Genomic DNA, 16,343 nt, shown 5'->3' with positions numbered 1-16,343 from the left:
TCGTGGGTGCTCTGGGTCGGGGCGTCCTGCTCACAGGTAGCCGAGTAACGTTCCGCCCAGTACCAGCACCCAGAGGACGATACCGGCGGCCAGCATGTCGTTCAGCCGCGAGTCGCGGGTGGCTCGTCGCGCCGCACCGCCGGCGATCAATCCGAGCGCGACGACCACCAGCGCCCGCTGGACGATGACGTCGATCGGAAGGACGTCGACGCCCAACAGCGAGTAATCGAGCCAGATCGCCGCCGCGAGCGAGACCGACGCGATTATCGCGGCGTCCAGCCGTCGCTCGAGGCCGTTCGCGATCGCGTACGTGGCGACCGGTAGCCCGACGGCGATGAACGGATACAGCAGCGCCGCGATCATGTGTGCCGTGAGCGCGTCGACGGTTCGATCGAGCGCGATGCCGGTGATTCTGACGCCGAGGACGATCGCGAATATCGTCGCGACGAGGATCAGGTGCCCGGCCTCGAGTCGATCGGAAGCGGCGGCGAGTCGTTCGCGATCGACGTCGGTCAGTCGGTCGTCGACTTCGCGGTCCGCTCGTTCGACGACGCGCTGACTCGCACCGTCCGTTCGCCGCGTCCGTCTCGCTGCGAGGCCGATCGCGACGGACGCGGTCGCCATCGCGGTGAGATCGACCTTCGCCGCCCAGCCGTCGGCGTCCGAGGGGCCGGCATTGTCGAGGTAGATTCGCTGGACGTCCTCCTGGACGTCGATGCCGGGGATCGCCATCAGATCGCGTTCAAGACGCGACTGGGCCGCCTCGACGCCATCGACCCGGTGGCGAAGGGTGAACCAGTCGAAGTGCTCGGAGTGGGTCTGCATCACGAGCCACCTGTCGTCGGGATTGGGACTCTCGTAGACGCGGACGTGGTAGCGATAGCCGTAGTACTCGCCGTCCTCGAGCTGGAGCGTTTCGGTCGTCCAGTGGGCGTCCTCGTCGGGGCCGGGATCGAGATAGGCGAAGCGGGTCGTTCCGTCGGCGTGCGACCAGGGGATGTCGGTCGGAGACACCGGATTGAGCGTTTCGTCGGAGGGGGCCGAGCTCTCGTTTCCGTTCGCGAGTTCGTCGTCGGTCTCGTTGTCCGCGAGACCCACGAGTTCCTCGGCGTCGAAGTGGTCGTGGTCGGTTTCCTCCCAGTCGCCGTCGCCGTACGCCGTCAGCAGGTGGACGACTCGGTCCGTTTCGCCGCGAACGACGACGTTTAGCGGGCTTCGCTTCTCGTGGGCCTCGCGAGCGTTGAGGTACGGCCAGAAGCCGCTTTCGCTGTCTTCGACGGAGACGATATTCGGCTCCGGACGCTCCTCTTCTTCGGGCGCCACGTCGTCCGCCGACGGCGAAAACAGTAGCGACGGACCGCCGACGAACAGAAAGGCGACCGCAAGCAGGGTAATCGCGACGACGAGCGAGCGACGCATTCACCGGGAGTAGTGAGCCACCCCACATCAATTTACTTACTCGAGTCGTTCGATCGACAGGATCGGTCGCCTCGGTAGGATTCTCGGGTCGGCGACGTCGGATTCGAACCCACTTAAGCGTCCGGTCCGACGGTTAACACCGGAACGGGTGCCGTTCGAACGACTCGCTGGGAGACGCTTCCGACGACGTTCGTCTCGTACTCGTCGCCGCTGGTTCCCATCACGATCAGGTCGACCCCGTGTTCGGCCGCGTAGTCGACGATCCGTTCCGCGGGGTTGCCGGTATCGACCGCAGTTTCCACGTCGAGGCCGACCTTCGTCGCGACCGCGGCTGCGTCCTCGGTGGCAGAGAGCGCGCTCGAGCGAAGGTCGTCTCGGACGCGCTCGACGCGGTCGTCGTCGAGAACGAGAAACGCGCGATCGTCGACGACCGAGAGGACGTGCAGCGACGCGTCTCGGGTCGTCGCGACGTCGACCGCGTGCTCGGCGACTCGCTCTGCGTGTTCACTCCCGTCGGTGGGAAAGAGGATCGTCTCGTACATTCGTCCGAAGGTCGTGTGCGAAACACCAAGAACTTCGTCATCGTTCCTCGAGAGCGGGAGCGGGGATCGAAACGTGGTGCGGCCTCTCGACGACGTCTCGTCTCGAGTCGCTCGCTCGACGATATCCATCCGTCCTCGGGGCGGTCAGGGTTTCCAGTTCAGTTCGATCTCGACCGTCTCGTGGTCTCCGCGAAACATGGTCGAGCGCTCGACGACGTCGACCGAGAGATCGACCGCTTCTGGTGGCGAGAGCTGGACGGTCTTGTTCCCGACGTCGACGCGTACGTCGTCGTCGCCGGCGAACTCCTCCGCGAGGTGTTCGAAGTACGTCGCGAGCTCTTCGCGCGTGAGCGTGTCGTCGCTCGTCGTTCGTTGTGCCATGTCGCCACTGGCCACACGTCGGGGAAAAGTATGGACAGCGAACACCGATTCGATTGGATCTAATCGGCGTTTACCGTCCTCCGTGATCGGTGATCGCCGCGAATGCGCGCTGCTGGACGGGAGATTTCTTTAAAAAAGATTTCCCTGCTGGTAGACCGAGATTCCGTCGCTCGTGAGTTCGTAGGGCTTTTTCTCCCGGGAGTGGTTCGCGTTGCGGATCTTCTGGATCTCGATCGCGAGTCTCGTCTCCCGAAAGTCGTCCGGGCGAACGTACTGGAGGACGAAGACGGCGTCCGTGAGATACTCGACGATTCCGTGTCGGGACGCGTACGGGTTGCCTTCGGCCGCCTCGCTCGTCAACAGCGACGTCACGCCGGCGTCTTTCAGGCTCCGGGTGAAATCGTAGATCTCGTTCCGTCGACTCGCCCGGTCGTCGTACATCATCTCGAGCAGCGAGACCGAATCGAGCACGAGGCGAGACGCGTCGAACTCCGCAACGAGCGCCGGCAGTTCGTTTCGAATCGACGCGAGACTCGTCGCCATCTCGACGGGGTCGAGATCGACGATCGCGAGGCGACCTTCGGCGACGTACTCGTCGAACGCGAACCCTCTCTCGGTTGCAGTGTTTATCACGCGCTCTCGGCTCTCCTCGAGGGCGATGAACACCGCGTTCTCGCCCTGCTCGAGGCCGTGGTTGAGAAACTGGAGTCCGAAGGTCGTCTTGCCGGTCCCAGCGCTTCCGATCGCGACGAGGAGCGACCGCTCTGGAATACCGCCCTGGATCATTCGATCGAGTCCGTCGATGCCGAGATCGGTTCGCGGCAGCTCCGAGTCCGGTTCGTCGTCGAAATCCGTGTCCTCGAGGCCCGAAAATCCGAAGTCAACGTCGGAAAAGCCGGCGGGTCGATCGTCGTCCTGCTCGGCGTCGACCGAGACGCGTTCGGCGTTTTCCAGCGCCGTCCCGAAGTCCTCGTCGAACAGGGAGCCGTCGGTTCCCGTCTCTGTCTCGTTCGGCTCGCTCGCGTTGGCCGAATCCACGAGTTCGTCGCCCGCGGACGGCTCGGGCATCTCGTCGGCCGATCCCTCGCGGTCGTCGTCGGACCCGGACGCGTCGTCCGCCTCCGACTGCGTTCCGTCGTCGTCTTCGGCCAGCGCCCGTTCGAACCAGTCGTCGGGCTCGTCGGTCACGGTCGACACCACCCGCTGTCCGACTGCGAACCGGTCGCTCGAGACGGCGTCGCGTTCCGCTCGTCCGGTGGGACGGACGCACTCGACGGGGGGTACTCCATTGCAGCGTCAGCGACGGAACGTCGCAAATTCTTCACCGCCTACGAGTGCGTCCAGCGGGATGAATGTTGTTGCCGCCACGCGAACGCAGGAGGCGTGGCTTTTTCACCCCGGGAGGGCTATCCGGCGACGATGGACGTCGCCGTCGGAATCGTCGCCCAGCGCGACAACGAGCGGGCACAGGAACTCACCGAATCGCTGGTCGGGGCACTCGCGGACGAGCGGGACGGAGTCGACCTCGTGGTCGACGAAGCGACCGGGCGGGCGGTCGACGCAACGGCCGTCCCGGTCGACGCGATGGCCGGCCGCGATCTCGTCGTGAGCATCGGCGGCGACGGGACGTTGCTGTTCGTCGCACGCGAGGTCGGCTCGACGCCGATCCTCGGCGTCAACCTGGGAGAAGTCGGCTTTCTCAACGCCGTTTCGCCCGAGAACGCACTCGCCGTCGCCGTCCCGCTCGTCGAACGGCTTCGACGTGGCGATGAGCTCGAGGGTCGCGCGCTCGATCGATTGCGAGCGACCGGCGACGACGGCTGGTCCCTCGAACCCGCGCTCAACGAAATCGTCGTCCACGGACCGCGGCGAGGCCACGGCGGCGGCGCGACGATCGAGATTCGCGTCGCCGGAAACCGGTATGCCGAAAGCCACGTCGACGGGGTACTCGTCTCGACGCCGACGGGATCGACCGCGTACAACCTGAGCGAGGGCGGTCCGCTCGTTCACCCGACGACCGACGCGCTCGTGGTCACGCAGATGGCCGCGAGCGACTCGATGCCGCCACTGGTCGTCTCCCCCGAAACCGAACTCACGCTTTCGGTCTCCGACGCCGAGACGGCGTTCGTGATCAGCGACGGCAGAAACAGACGCGAACTCGAGCCACCGGTGACGATTTCGGTTTCGCTCGCCGACGATCCCGTCACGCTGGTCGGTCCCCGGACGAACTTCTTTCGCGGACTCGAGAAACTCGAGTGAGAAACGACCGGACGAGCTCACCGTCGAGGACAGCGTCCGCGACGCCGATCACTTCGACGTCGAGTCGTATTCGCCCCGACCGTTCGGTTTCGGGTTGATTTAGCCCGAATCGTTCGGATTCGAACTGTCCGTCGTTTGGTCTCCCGCGGTCGAATCGGACGCGGGTTCGTCGTCCGCGTTCGGATCCTCGGCGGATTCGTCGCCGGCCTCGCCCACGGATTCCGGTCCGGTCGCGCTCGAGTCCGGGAGATTGGGGTCGCGGTACGGGTTTCGTCCGTACGCGGGCAACTCGCCGTCGAGTTGCGAACGGAGGACCCGCCGAAGCCGGTTCAGGCTCGTCGTGTCGAGGCCGAACTGTGACGCCAGCCGTTTGAACGTCGGCTCGCCAGTGATGTCGTGGGCTCGGTACTGACCGAACAGCTGGTCCATCCGCTCGGCAGACAGCGCCTGCGCGTCGACGTCGTCGAGGCCGAAGTACGCCTGTCGGTCGACGTCCACGACGTGTCTGATCACGACCAGTGCGACCTTCGGGATCGCCCGCTGGCTGCCGAACTCCCTGAGGTCGATGTGATCCATCACGCCGAGCGCGAGATCGCGTTGCCACGGCGTCAGTTCGAGCGCGTTGCACAGCGCCTGCGTGGTCCGCAGCCGATCGAGATGGTGTGCGCGCTCGCTGTAGCCCGGCGTCGCCGCGTGCTGTTCGTCGTGGAGTCGTCGGACGCTCTCCGAGAGGTCCGCGTCGGGCGACTCCGGACGGCCGATGACGGTCGCACTCGGCGTGACGACGCCCCACCGACGGACCGTCGAGTCCCGCTGGACGTCCGCTCGAGAGAGCGATCCGGAGCCGGGACGCGTCTCGAGACGGCGCTCGCGGTCCGTGCCTCGTCGTCGTTGGACCGCGATCGATTGCTGGAGGTTCGATCCGGGTTCGCCACCGTCGTCTCTCATCTCGTTCGTCGGTCGGAGGGGGAGACTGAAAAAGGCTCGCTCGTTTCGCACGACAGTCCGTCGGTTCGATACGTTCTCGGCGGCCGGTCGTCGTTCAGCGGCCGCTGACCGGGAGGTTGTGCGCGTTTATGATTCGCGAAAAAGCGCTTCGTATCTACACCTTGTGACCAGAGGTACTTAAAGAACACCGCGTTCGAATCGCTTCGGTTGCCATCGCGCATCCGACGATCGCGAGTTCGATTCGGGCGCTCCGTTCGATACTACCGCTCGAGCGCGCCGATCCAGGCGTCTCGACCGCCCGCGCTACACCAGGAGCCGTGAGCGTCGAAACAGCGCCGATCCATCACCTGGCCGCACCGACACCAGTGCTGGGCGTCGCCCGGAACGAGTCGGTTGCAGAGTGGACAGCGGGACTTCATGATTGTAGGTACCACCCGACACACCTTAGCGCTTTCACCGGTGACCGATCACCGAAAAGCGGAGTGTGCGTCACTACGAACGAGTGCCAGGATACTCGTGGCCGACGATCAGCGCGAGGACGTTGATCGCCAGGAGTCCGAGAAACAACGAGAGGGAGGTTACGGAATCGATCCCCGCGAGGAAGACCGGAAAGTACGCGAGCGGCAACACCGTCGCGATCCAGAAGCCGACAGCGGTGACCGAATCGTCCACGCGCATCGCCATCGCCCTCAGCGCATCGCCTCGAGCGCGACGAACGCGTCGTCGTGGGCTGTAATCCAGGTGGTCAAGAGCTCCGCTTCCGTCGCTCCGCGGGGGAAGATGGCGCACTCGTTCGGAGCGTTTTCGTTCTCCACGGTGACGTGATCGAGTTCGATCAACGGCTCTTCGGCATCGGGTGTTCGGTGTTCGACGTTATGTGACATGTGATACCGGGCGAAGACTCGCACCGGTGATATCGATGGCCGTCCATACCATTGTTATCATCGTCCTAACTGACGGTACGGGTCCGGTACCGTTCGAATCGGGATTTATTCGACGTTCCGGTGACCGGTATCAAGAGTTCGACGAATTCCAACGTGTACGGCGACCGTACGCCAGCGCGGCGACGGTAATTCGGTCTTACGGCCGAGAAATGCGATATTTCGACGCACAGCCGTCACGGCGTCGGCCGCGCACCGAGTGTCATCGACTCGGTCGTCTCGACACCGTTCCGTCGAAGACGTAGCTCGAGCGTCTCTCCCGGACTCGTCTCGAGTGCGAGAAACGTCGAGAGCGCGTGTCGGTCGGGGATCGGTTCGCCGTTCATCTCGAAGATCACGTCGCCGCCGACGGGAATCGGTTCATCGCGGCGCCTGGCGACTCGGTCCGCACCCTGAAGGACGCCGTCGGCGGGACCGTCCGGAAGAACGTCGGTGACGACGATGCCGGTCGCCTCCGGGAGGTCGTTTTCTTCGGCCACGAGTCGGTCGACCGTGGCCAGTTGGATTCCCATATAGGAGTGTTCGAACTCGCCGTCGTCGATCAGCGCTGGGACGACGCGATCGGTCAGCGCGGCCGAGATCGCGAACCCGATGTTCTCGCCGCCGCCGGCGTTGACGACGCCGACGACGTCGCCGTCGAGATCGACGAGCGGACCGCCGCTGTTTCCCGGATTGACCGCCGCGTCGGTCTGGACGACGTTCGCAAACGAAAACGGCCGACCGGGCGCGTCGACCGTCCGATCGACGCCGCTGACGATTCCCGAGGACATCGACCCCTCGAGACCGTACGGGTTGCCGATCGCGAGCACCTGTTGACCAACCGCGGGCCGTTGTGTGCTCACCGCGAGCGGCGACGCGGACTCCGGTACGTGATCCGCCTCGAGGACCGCCAGGTCGCTGAACGGATCCGTTCCGACGAGTCTGGTGTTCGTCCAGTCGCCGTTGATGTACTGGAGGTCGACTTCCTCACCTCGCGCGACGACGTGATCGTTCGTGACGACGTGGCGGTCGTCGTAGACGAATCCGGAACCTTGGCCGCGACCCTCGCCTTCCGTGATCGGATCCTCGACGCCGAAGACCCGAACCTGGGTCACCGAGTCGATGATCGCCTCGTAGACGGCGGTAAACGCCGATCCGTCCGCGACGTCACCTCGGTCGATCTCGTGGGACGTGCTCCCCTCGATTGCGCTGTCGCGCCGTGGTTCGGCGCAGCCGGCGAGACCGCCGGCGAGACCGCCGCCCGCGGCCGCGAGAAGGCGACGGCGGCTGAGTAGGGGGTCGTTCATGTCCCACGGATAGGACCCCACCCATTTGAACCTCGTGGGATTCCCGCGGCGAGAACGACCCGGTCCGCTCCGGCGAGTTCGCCGCCGGCGACGGCGCTCCGTCGAAGGGAAAACGTGTTACCCGCGGCCACCCACTCTCGCGACATGATCACGGAAGACGCCCGCGCGCTGCTGGCGACGGGACCGGTCTGTGACTCCTGTCTCGGCCGTCCGTTCGCCGACAGGAGTTTCGGGCTGACGAACGCCGAACGCGGTCGGGCGCTTCGAACTACGGTAGCGCTGGCCGACGACGAGGACTTCGACCCCGACGAACCCGCCGACTGCTGGGTCTGTGAGGGCTACTGCGGAACCTTCGACGCCGTCGCGAACGCGGCGATCGACGCCCTCGAGGGCGTCGAGTTCTCCACCTACCAGGTCGGATCGCAGGTGCCGCCGCTGGTCGAGGAAAACGAGCGACTCCTCCGGGAGGACGCGGGGCTCGAGCCGGACGTCGGCGAGGCGATGAAACGCGAGGTGAACCGCGAGGTCGGCCGCCGCATCGGAGCGAAAACCGGTACCGACGTCGACTTCGACCGCCCCGACGTCCTGGTCGTCGTCGATCTCGACGGGTTCGATCCGCTCTCCGCCCTCGAGTCGGACCGGGTGACCAGCCACGCGGTCGACGTCCAGGTGAATCCGGCGTTCGTCTACGGTCGGTACCGCAAACTCGAGCGCGACGTCCCACAGACCGAGTGGCCCTGCCGGGAGTGCGGTGCCAGCGGCGTCCAGCTCGGCGACGATGGCGAAGTGCCCTGTGACCACTGCGACGGCTCCGGCTACATGTACGATACGAGCGTCGAACAGGTCGTGCGACCGCACGTCGTCGAGGCGATGGACGGCGACGAGGGAACGTTTCACGGGGCCGGTCGGGAGGACGTCGACGCCCGGATGCTCGAGGACGGTCGCCCGTTCGTCCTCGAGGTGAAACGCCCGCGCGTTCGCGATCCGGACCCGGCCGAACTCGAACGCGAGATCAACGCCGCCGCCGGGGGAGCCGTCGAAGTCGACGGTCTCCGGCTCGCGACGTACGAGATGGTCGAGCGCGTCAAAGAACACGACGCGAGCAAGCGCTATCGCGCCGACGTCGCATTCGACGACCCCGTCGATCGCGAGGCGTTCGAGACCGCGCTCGAGGAACTCTCGGGCACCACGGTCGAGCAGTACACCCCCCAACGAGTCGACCACCGGCGTGCGAACCTCACCCGCGAGCGGTCCGTCTACGAAATCGACGGGGAACTGCTCGAGCCGAGTCGGGCCGACGTCCGCCTCCACGGCGCGGGCGGTCTGTACGTCAAGGAACTCATCAGCGGTGACGATGGCCGCACCGAGCCGAGCCTCGCCGGATTACTGGAGACCGACGCCGAGGTGACCGCGCTCGACGTAATCGGCGTCGAGGGAGAGGACGAGCCGTTCGAACTCGAGGAGTACTTCCGGGACGGACCGCGCGAAACGTGAGGCCCGTCGCGACGGACGAGTCGTCCGAACGATAAAACGATTTACCGACCGGCGTCCCACCGTGAGCGTATGCCACTCGGCGTCGACGAGGCAGGAAAGGGACCCGCCCTGGGATCGATGTTCGCCGCGGCCGTCTACCTCGAGGACCGCGCTCACCTCCCCGACGGCGTCGCGGACTCGAAGCGACTGACGGCGACACGACGGAACGAACTCGCCGCGACGCTGCGAGACGACGACCGAGTCGCCGTCGGCGTCGCCGAGGTCACGCCGTCGCGGATCGACCACCCGGAGACGGACATGAACTCGCTGGCCGTCGAGGCTCACGCCGCGGCGATCGACGACGCGCTCACGGACTGTGACGGCGATCCGTCGGCGGGCGAGCCGATCGCAGGCCTCTGTGACGCCTGCGACACGGACGCGAATCGGTTCGCCCGCCGGGTCGCCGAGGCGTGCTCGCTCGAGTTCGTCGATCTCGAGGCGCGCCACGGCGCGGACGACGAGTCGCGACTCGTCGGCGCGGCGAGCGTGATCGCGAAGGTCGAACGCGACGCCCACGTCGCCGCCCTCGCCGCGGAGTACGGGGACCTCGGCAGCGGCTACCCGAGCGATCCGACCACTCGCCAGTTCCTCGAGACCTACGTCGACGATCACGGCGACCTCCCGCCGTTCGCGCGCGAGTCGTGGTCGACCTGCGCGGACGTGCTCGCCGCCGCCGAACAGACCGGACTCGAGCAGTTCTGACGGCGGTGCGGGATTCGAGGGGGTGCGGTGAACGGAGACGCGAGCGATTCGGTCACGAAACCGAGACTCGACGTCGGCTCCCGTCCGAGAGCCCGTCCAACTTTCATGGTCGTGCCCGTCGCACGAGTGAGCGTGCTCGAGGTCGCCTGGCTGCTCGTGGTCGCCGCGGTCGCGACGGCGGTCGTCTGGAACGGGAGTACGTGGCTCGAGGAGGCGGCGAACGATCTCGCGGCCGCGTACGGCGTGCCCGCGGTCGTCCAGGGAGCCGTCATCGCGGCCGTCGGCTCTAGCACGCCGGAACTGGCGAGCGTCCTCCTGGCGACGCTCCGTCACGGCGAGTTCGAGCTGGGTATCGGCGCGATCGTCGGCTCCGCGGTGTTCAACCTGCTGGTCATCCCGGGTCTGGCGGTGCTCGTCGGCGGTCGGATGGACACCAACCGCGACCTCGTCTACAAGGAGGCGCTGTTTTACATGCTCGCTGTTGCAGCGCTCTTGCTGACGTTCTCGCTGGCTGTCATCTACTACCCGACGAACGGGATCCCCCTCGAGGGAACGGTGACCCGCCCGCTCGCGCTCTTCCCGCTCGCACTGTACGCACTCTACCTGTTCACGCAGTACCTGGACGCGACGGATCGCGGACTCGAGCCCGTCGACGTCCCTCGCCGACGGACCTGGCTCCGGTTCGGACTCGGGCTGGTGCTCATCGTCGCCGGCGTCGAGGGACTCGTCGTCTCCGCGATCGGACTCGGCGAGGCGTTCGCCACGCCCGCGTTCCTCTGGGGCATGATCGTCGTCGCCGCCGGCACTAGCGTGCCGGACGCGTTCGTCAGCATCGTGGCGGCGCGGAGGGGACGCTCGAGCGTGAGCCTCGCGAACGTCCTCGGGAGCAACGTCTTCGATCTGCTGGTGGCGATCCCGGCGGGCGTCCTCGTCGCGGGCTCACTGGCGGTGTCGTTTGCCCACGTCGTCCCGATGATGGCCTTTCTGATCCTCGCGACGGTCGTCTTCTTCGCCATCGTGCGAACCGACATGCTCCTCTCGAGGCGAGAAGCCTGGACGCTGCTCGCGCTGTACGGCGTCTTCGTCGCCTGGCTGGTGCTCGAGAGCGTCGGCGCGACGAACGTCGTTCCGACCTGACCGTCGAGAGCGGACGCTCGAGGCGCGGAACGCGACCACGCGCAAGCGGGAGATCGACAAAACGAGATCGTCCGGTCGCCGTTACTTGTCCGTCAGCAGGCGCTGGAGGATGTCTCCGTAGGCCGGTCGGGTGATGAGCACCCCGACGAGCACGCCGAGGATCGTGATGATCGCGAACCCGCGGAGGTCCCCGAGGCTCAACACCGCGAGCGGCGACAGCGCGATGATCGTCGTCGCCGCCGCGGCCCCGATGATCCAGAACGCCTTCCGGAAGCGGGATTCGAACACCCGCCTCGAGTTGACGTCGCCTTCGTCCATCACCTCGTCGGCGATGATGACGAGGTCGTCGACCCCGGTACCGACAACGGCGATGAACCCGGCGACGTGCGAGAGGTCGAGCGGCATGCGAATCGCCGCGGCGAACCCGAGCAGGATGACCACCTCCGCCATCGCGGTGAGGAACATCGGCGCGGCGACGCGCGGATCCCGGTAGCGCAGGAAGATCATCCCGCAGACGGTCATCACCGCGAGCCCACCGATGAGCAGCGAGTAGAGCTTGAACTGGTCGGCGAGGGCGGGCTGGAGCGTGAACGTCTGCTCGCGGTCGAAATCGAGCGGCGCGGTCAGCGCGCCGGACTGGAGGTTGACCGCGAGGTGGTGGGCGTCCTGCTGGGTCGGGACGATCATCCGGAACGTGGGATCGTTCTCCCAGGTGCCGGTGCGCATGTTCTCCGCGAGACCCGCGCCCATGCTGTGAGCGTCGATGACCTCGCCGTCGACGATCGTGAGCAGACACCACTGCGGATCGTCCGGATCGAAGTCGAACTCGCCGGCTTCGCGGTCCTGAATGTGACATCGGCCCTGTCCCTCGCCGGTGAATCCGAGATCGTTCATCGCCCCCTGGTACTCGGAGGCGGGACTGTTCCCGTCTTCGCCTTCCGTGTTGTCGACGGTGATCGGAACGTAGTGCTGACCGCGCTCGTCGTCGTACGACGCGACGCCGGAGTCGGCAATCTCTTCGCCCAGCAGCACGGTTTCGTTCGTCTGCTCGCCGTCCTCGTCCGGATGGTACGCATCGATCCGCACGTCGCCGCGATCGCTCAGCAGTTCCCGGAGCTCCTCGGGGCTCATTCCCGGTACCTCGGTGACGATGTAGTACTGGCCGCCGAGCGTCGCCTCCTGATAGGCGGATCCGCCGTCAAGACCGGCTTCGTTGATGCGCAACTCGATCGTCTGGATGATCTCGTCGCGAGTCTGCTGGGTGACCCCCTGCTCGACGTCGTCCTCGTCGACCTCGAGACCGACGTCCGCGGACTCGAGAGCCGCCGCGAACTCGGCGGGCGTCACCTCGTCGGAGAAGATCTCCGCGCTGAAGCGGTTGTCGTTCTCGTGGAACCTGACGGTGGCATCTCTGACCTCGAGATCGGCGTTCTCGTAGTCGTACGTGTACAGCGCCGTGGCGACCTGTTGCTGTTCGTCGTGTTCGATATCGAGGTGGTCGACGGTCATCCCGACCGGCGGCGCGCTCACCCGCGTTCCGCCGTCGAGTCCGAGCCCGTACTCGATGTTGGTGGGGTTGTCGTCGACGCTCTCGTTTTCGGCGGCGAGGGTGTCGTCGGCGACGATGCCGCCGGGGATGAACAGCGCGACGAGCGCGACGCCGAGGAACGTCACGAGCAGGAGGATCCGCCAGTACTCTTTGGCGAATGCGATGGGTCCCATTACGATCTCACCCCCTCGAACTTGTACCAGCGAAGGAGACTTACGTTCAACATGTACGTGTTCATCAGGTCGGCCGCCAGGCCGACGAAGAGGATAATTCCGATCGACGCGAGCAGTTCGACGCCGAACAGCCAGGCGGCGATCCCCATTACGAGCATCGCCATCATCGACGTCACCGTCATGGTGATACCGGTTCGCATCGCTCTGTGCGTGCTCTCGTAGAAGTCACCGCTCCGTCTGAGGACGTGGTTGTTCAACAGAATGTCGGAGTCGACCGAGTATCCGATCAACATCAACAGCGCGGCGACGGTGCCGAGCGAGAGTTGAATGCCCGCGATCGCCATGAACGCGAGCGGAATCATGATGTCCGAAAACGCCGAGACGACGATGGCGACGGAGGGAACGAACGTCCGAAAGAGCAGGAACGCGAGGACGCTCATCCCGAGAAACGCCACGGCGATTCCGAGCAAGGCGGTCCGCTGGGTCTGTTCGGCGAAGCTCGCTGACGCCGTCGACTCCGATTGGACGATCGCGGCGTCGCCGTCGGCCTCGAGGTTCTGCTCGGCCTGCGTGCTCAACGCCTGGATCGCCTCGCTGTCGTCGATTCCGGCGAACTGCACCGTGTACTGGTTGTCGACGCCCGGCGCCTGGATCGCCTGGATCGAGTCGGGTGCCCGGTCGAACGCGTCTCGGATCTCCCCCTCGGAGGACGTCGTCTGGATCGTCAGTTCCGCTCCACCGGCGAAGTCCATCCCCAGCTGTACCGGGGCTCCGGTCAGGAGAAACGAGCCACTGAGGACGAGCAGTGCAACCGCGAGAATCGCGAGCGGCACCGCCGCGAGCTGGCGGTTGCTGTACCGGGTGTACTCTACCTCCGGTACGTCGAAATACCCCATGTATCGGACCACTGGTAGTCAGCCGAAGTAAGCCTTCTCAATTTCTCCAGCATGTTTCGAAAGATTATTGCTGGAACGAAATCGGACTCGAGGCGCTCGAGCCCGTAGAAATCGACGTGAGCCCGGACTCGTCGAACGCGAGCGAGCGATCCGCGGGGGGCGAGCAGTCCGCCGGTTCCGACCGGGTCGAGAGATCCTCGGCCGAGCGAGTCGTCGTCTCGTCTCCGGCCGACCTCTCCCGGTGGGGGCGCTTCCAGGTGGAGAAACCGTCGTTTCGCGCGTTCCTGCGAAAGATCCGCCGGACCGCCCGCGAGGGCGACCAGTGGAATGAGTTCGTCGGCGTCGGCTGCTGTGGCGACACCCTCGACGTGCCGTTGCGCGTCGAACGCATCGACGGCGGTTCCCGGCTGTCGGCCGGGACCGAAATCGAGTACGAGGAACGGGACGCCTGCGGACTCGACGGCAGCTGGCGGGTTCAGAGCGCCGGTGGACCGCGGCGAGCGTGACGTTCGTCCGGCTACCGTCCCCGCGGTCGCGTTCATTCAGCCACCGTCCCATCAGTCGGGCAGGTACCGAACGCTCACCATCCCGTCGTCCGCCGATCGACGCACCTCGACGCGGACCGCCTCGAGTCGCGCCGCCCGCGCGATCGTCTCGTCGTCGTCGAGGACGTCGCGAGCCGCATCGTCGACCTCCTCCGCCGGCACGCGAACGACGTGGATCTCACCCGTCCCGGCCCGCTCGTCGGTGACGAGGTCGCCGATATCGGCGTCGGCCGCGAGCGCTTTCGAACGCCGGGTCGGCTCGAGGTCGCTGTCGACCAGTTCGATCGACCGTCGGCTCTCGACCTCGATCACCTGCCAGGTCACCTCGAGCGGCGGATCGGGCGCGACGGTCGCATCGACGACGTCGTCGACCTCGAGGCCCGGATTGGACGCGAGCGTGAGGACCTGTGCGGTGTCGACGTCGCGGACGACGGCCGACTCGGCGTCGGCGTGGGTGACGACGAACGTTCCCGTCTGTTCCGGCTGTTCGCTCATGTCGTGCGTACGTACGGACGCGCCTGGTTTCGAGGTTTCGTCTTCGCCCGCGACGGTGGCGAGTGGCCGCCGTCGTCCGGGGGCGCGTGACGTCGCTCCGTCGCGAGGCGATCCGGTCGACTCGAACGGCGCGATCGCGGCGTGACGGAACGGTTTTAGCTCCGGCGACCGCCTGAAGGGGTATGAACGTCGACATCGGCAACGCACTCGCGTCCGTCGCGTCTCCCGGCGTGTCGAGGGATTCACTCGAGCGCCTCGACGAACGCGTGGCCGACGCACACGAACGAATCGAGGCCGGCCGAGCGAACGACGAGCACGGCTACGCCGCGTTGAACCTCCCGGAGCGAACGGACCCGGACGAGATCCGCGAGACGGTCGCACCGGTCGCCGACGCCGACGCCCTGCTCACGGTCGGTATCGGTGGCAGCGCGCTGGGTGCAGCGACGATTACCAACGCACTGGCGGCCGAAAGCGACGTGGAGGCGGTCTACCTCGACAACGTCGATCCCGCGTGGATCTCGACTCAGCTCGGTCGGCTTCCGCTCGAGCGGACGGCGATCAACGTCGTCTCCCGATCGGGAACGACGGCCGAGACGCTCGCGAACTTTCTCGTCGTTCGGGACGCGTTCGAGCGCGCTGGCGTCGACTGGACCGAACGAACGATCGTGACGACGGGCGAGTCGGGTCCGCTTCGGGACCTCTCGGATCGACGCGACCTCCCGTCGCTTCGCGTTCCGGACGGCGTCCCCGGACGATTCTCAGCGCTCTCGGCGGTCGGCATGGTCGCCGCGGCCGTCTGCGGTCACGACCTGGAGGCGCTGCTTTCGGGCGCGGCCGCCGAGGCGGACTCGCTGGCCGGATCGCTGTTCGAGTGTCCGGCCTACGCGTACGGAACAACGGCATACGCTCTCGACGCGCGGGGTGCGGGAACGAACGCGATGATGCCGTACGCGGAATCGCTCGACACCTACGCCGAGTGGTTCGCCCAGCTGTGGGCCGAGAGCCTCGGAAAGGACGGACTCGGACAGACGCCGGTGCGCGCACTCGGCGCGACGGACCAGCACTCACAAATTCAGCTTTACCGGGCGGGACCGCGGGACAAACTCGTCAGCTTCGTCGTCCCCGACGAGCGCGACGATCGATCGATCCCCGCGACCGACGTCGACGACCTCGCGTACCTCGGGGAGGCGACCCTCGGCGAGTTGCTGTCGGCCGAGTTCGAGGCGACGGAGGCGAGCCTCGCCGCCGCCGGCCGCCCGAACGTCCGGATCGAACTCGAGCGGGTCGACGAGTACGAACTCGGCGGCCTCCTGTACGGGATGGAAGCCGCGTGCGTGCTCGCGGGCGAGCTGTACGACGTGAATCCGTTCAACCAGCCCGCAGTCGAGTGGGCGAAGCGAGCCACGCGGGGGCTGCTCGGGGAGGGGACGTTCGAGGAGGCCGAGTCGGTGACGGAAAAAACCGAGCTTCGCGTCGAACGCTGACCGACCGAATCGGCAACCGCCGTCCGCTTGCGGAGGTCCTATGTGGCCGCGCG

18 protein-coding genes are annotated in these 16,343 nt (G+C 66.3%); 6 read left to right on the top strand and 12 right to left on the bottom strand.

Annotated elements, in window-relative coordinates; all coding sequences use genetic code 11:
- Window positions 1-30 precede the first annotated feature (30 nt).
- The 4 genes from EA472_RS10455 to EA472_RS10440 all read right to left on the bottom strand — a co-directional run bounded on the left by EA472_RS10455 (window position 31) and on the right by EA472_RS10440 (window position 3,530).
- Entirely contained in the window at window positions 31-1,419 is a 1,389-nt protein-coding gene (locus EA472_RS10455; RefSeq protein ID WP_124191461.1) for a hypothetical protein, read from the bottom strand.
- A gap of 113 nt (window positions 1,420-1,532) precedes the next feature.
- Window positions 1,533-1,961: a universal stress protein gene (locus EA472_RS10450; protein ID WP_124191460.1), complete on the bottom strand. Its 429-nt coding sequence runs from the start codon at window positions 1,959-1,961 to the stop codon at window positions 1,533-1,535.
- Between the two features lie 144 nt (window positions 1,962-2,105).
- Entirely contained in the window at window positions 2,106-2,342 is a 237-nt protein-coding gene (locus tag EA472_RS10445; RefSeq protein ID WP_124191459.1) for an amphi-Trp domain-containing protein, read from the bottom strand.
- A gap of 129 nt (window positions 2,343-2,471) precedes the next feature.
- Complete coding sequence (locus EA472_RS10440; protein ID WP_207891149.1) at window positions 2,472-3,530, bottom strand: KaiC domain-containing protein; 1,059 nt, start codon at window positions 3,528-3,530, stop codon at window positions 2,472-2,474.
- A 231-nt stretch (window positions 3,531-3,761) separates the two neighbouring features.
- Between EA472_RS10440 and EA472_RS10435 the strand changes: the two genes are divergently transcribed.
- Window positions 3,762-4,601 carry an NAD(+)/NADH kinase gene (locus EA472_RS10435; protein ID WP_124191647.1) on the top strand — a complete coding sequence of 280 codons (840 nt, stop codon included), beginning with the start codon at window positions 3,762-3,764 and terminating at the stop codon, window positions 4,599-4,601.
- 99 nt (window positions 4,602-4,700) lie between these two features.
- On the opposite strand, the gene EA472_RS10430 is transcribed toward EA472_RS10435, so the two are convergent.
- The 5 genes from EA472_RS10430 to EA472_RS10415 all read right to left on the bottom strand — a co-directional run bounded on the left by EA472_RS10430 (window position 4,701) and on the right by EA472_RS10415 (window position 7,776).
- The gene (locus EA472_RS10430; RefSeq protein ID WP_124191458.1) at window positions 4,701-5,549 is read right to left on the bottom strand and encodes a DNA-directed RNA polymerase subunit epsilon; all 849 of its coding nucleotides are present in this window, start codon (window positions 5,547-5,549) and stop codon (window positions 4,701-4,703) included.
- A 260-nt stretch (window positions 5,550-5,809) separates the two neighbouring features.
- Window positions 5,810-5,968, bottom strand: a complete 159-nt coding sequence (locus EA472_RS22490) for a hypothetical protein (RefSeq protein ID WP_165874868.1) — start codon at window positions 5,966-5,968, stop codon at window positions 5,810-5,812.
- A gap of 73 nt (window positions 5,969-6,041) precedes the next feature.
- Window positions 6,042-6,227, bottom strand: coding sequence for a hypothetical protein (locus EA472_RS10425; RefSeq protein WP_124191457.1), 186 nt, complete (start codon window positions 6,225-6,227; stop codon window positions 6,042-6,044).
- 11 nt (window positions 6,228-6,238) lie between these two features.
- Window positions 6,239-6,433: a DUF7511 domain-containing protein gene (locus EA472_RS10420; RefSeq protein ID WP_124191456.1), complete on the bottom strand. Its 195-nt coding sequence runs from the start codon at window positions 6,431-6,433 to the stop codon at window positions 6,239-6,241.
- 233 nt (window positions 6,434-6,666) lie between these two features.
- Complete coding sequence (locus EA472_RS10415) at window positions 6,667-7,776, bottom strand: S1C family serine protease (RefSeq protein WP_124191455.1); 1,110 nt, start codon at window positions 7,774-7,776, stop codon at window positions 6,667-6,669.
- 144 nt (window positions 7,777-7,920) lie between these two features.
- Here EA472_RS10415 and EA472_RS10410 point away from each other — a divergent pair, with 144 nt between their 5' ends.
- The 3 genes from EA472_RS10410 to EA472_RS10400 all read left to right on the top strand — a co-directional run bounded on the left by EA472_RS10410 (window position 7,921) and on the right by EA472_RS10400 (window position 11,148).
- Complete coding sequence (locus EA472_RS10410) at window positions 7,921-9,270, top strand: tRNA pseudouridine(54/55) synthase Pus10 (protein WP_124191454.1); 1,350 nt, start codon at window positions 7,921-7,923, stop codon at window positions 9,268-9,270.
- Between the two features lie 69 nt (window positions 9,271-9,339).
- Entirely contained in the window at window positions 9,340-10,011 is a 672-nt protein-coding gene (gene rnhB, locus EA472_RS10405; RefSeq protein ID WP_124191453.1) for a ribonuclease HII, read from the top strand.
- A 132-nt stretch (window positions 10,012-10,143) separates the two neighbouring features.
- Complete coding sequence (locus EA472_RS10400; RefSeq protein ID WP_124191646.1) at window positions 10,144-11,148, top strand: sodium:calcium antiporter; 1,005 nt, start codon at window positions 10,144-10,146, stop codon at window positions 11,146-11,148.
- A gap of 81 nt (window positions 11,149-11,229) precedes the next feature.
- Here EA472_RS10400 and EA472_RS10395 read toward each other — a convergent pair whose 3' ends face one another.
- Window positions 11,230-12,870: a preprotein translocase subunit SecD gene (locus EA472_RS10395; protein ID WP_124191452.1), complete on the bottom strand. Its 1,641-nt coding sequence runs from the start codon at window positions 12,868-12,870 to the stop codon at window positions 11,230-11,232.
- Complete coding sequence (gene secF, locus EA472_RS10390; RefSeq protein WP_124191451.1) at window positions 12,870-13,766, bottom strand: protein translocase subunit SecF; 897 nt, start codon at window positions 13,764-13,766, stop codon at window positions 12,870-12,872. The genes EA472_RS10395 and secF overlap by 1 nt, the downstream gene beginning before the upstream one ends.
- A 116-nt stretch (window positions 13,767-13,882) precedes the next feature.
- Here secF and EA472_RS10385 point away from each other — a divergent pair, with 116 nt between their 5' ends.
- Entirely contained in the window at window positions 13,883-14,272 is a 390-nt protein-coding gene (locus EA472_RS10385) for a hypothetical protein (RefSeq protein ID WP_243637824.1), read from the top strand.
- 51 nt (window positions 14,273-14,323) lie between these two features.
- Here EA472_RS10385 and EA472_RS10380 read toward each other — a convergent pair whose 3' ends face one another.
- Window positions 14,324-14,806 carry a DUF5812 family protein gene (locus EA472_RS10380; protein WP_124191450.1) on the bottom strand — a complete coding sequence of 161 codons (483 nt, stop codon included), beginning with the start codon at window positions 14,804-14,806 and terminating at the stop codon, window positions 14,324-14,326.
- 182 nt (window positions 14,807-14,988) lie between these two features.
- Between EA472_RS10380 and EA472_RS10375 the strand changes: the two genes are divergently transcribed.
- Window positions 14,989-16,290 carry a glucose-6-phosphate isomerase gene (locus EA472_RS10375; protein ID WP_124191449.1) on the top strand — a complete coding sequence of 434 codons (1,302 nt, stop codon included), beginning with the start codon at window positions 14,989-14,991 and terminating at the stop codon, window positions 16,288-16,290.
- Window positions 16,291-16,343 lie beyond the last annotated feature (53 nt).

This window comes from Natrarchaeobius oligotrophus, from assembly GCF_003841465.1.
GTDB lineage: Archaea > Halobacteriota > Halobacteria > Halobacteriales > Natrialbaceae > Natrarchaeobius > Natrarchaeobius oligotrophus.
The sequence above is the reverse complement of the archived record's forward strand: the minus strand, read 5'-3'. Positions and strand labels throughout refer to the sequence as shown.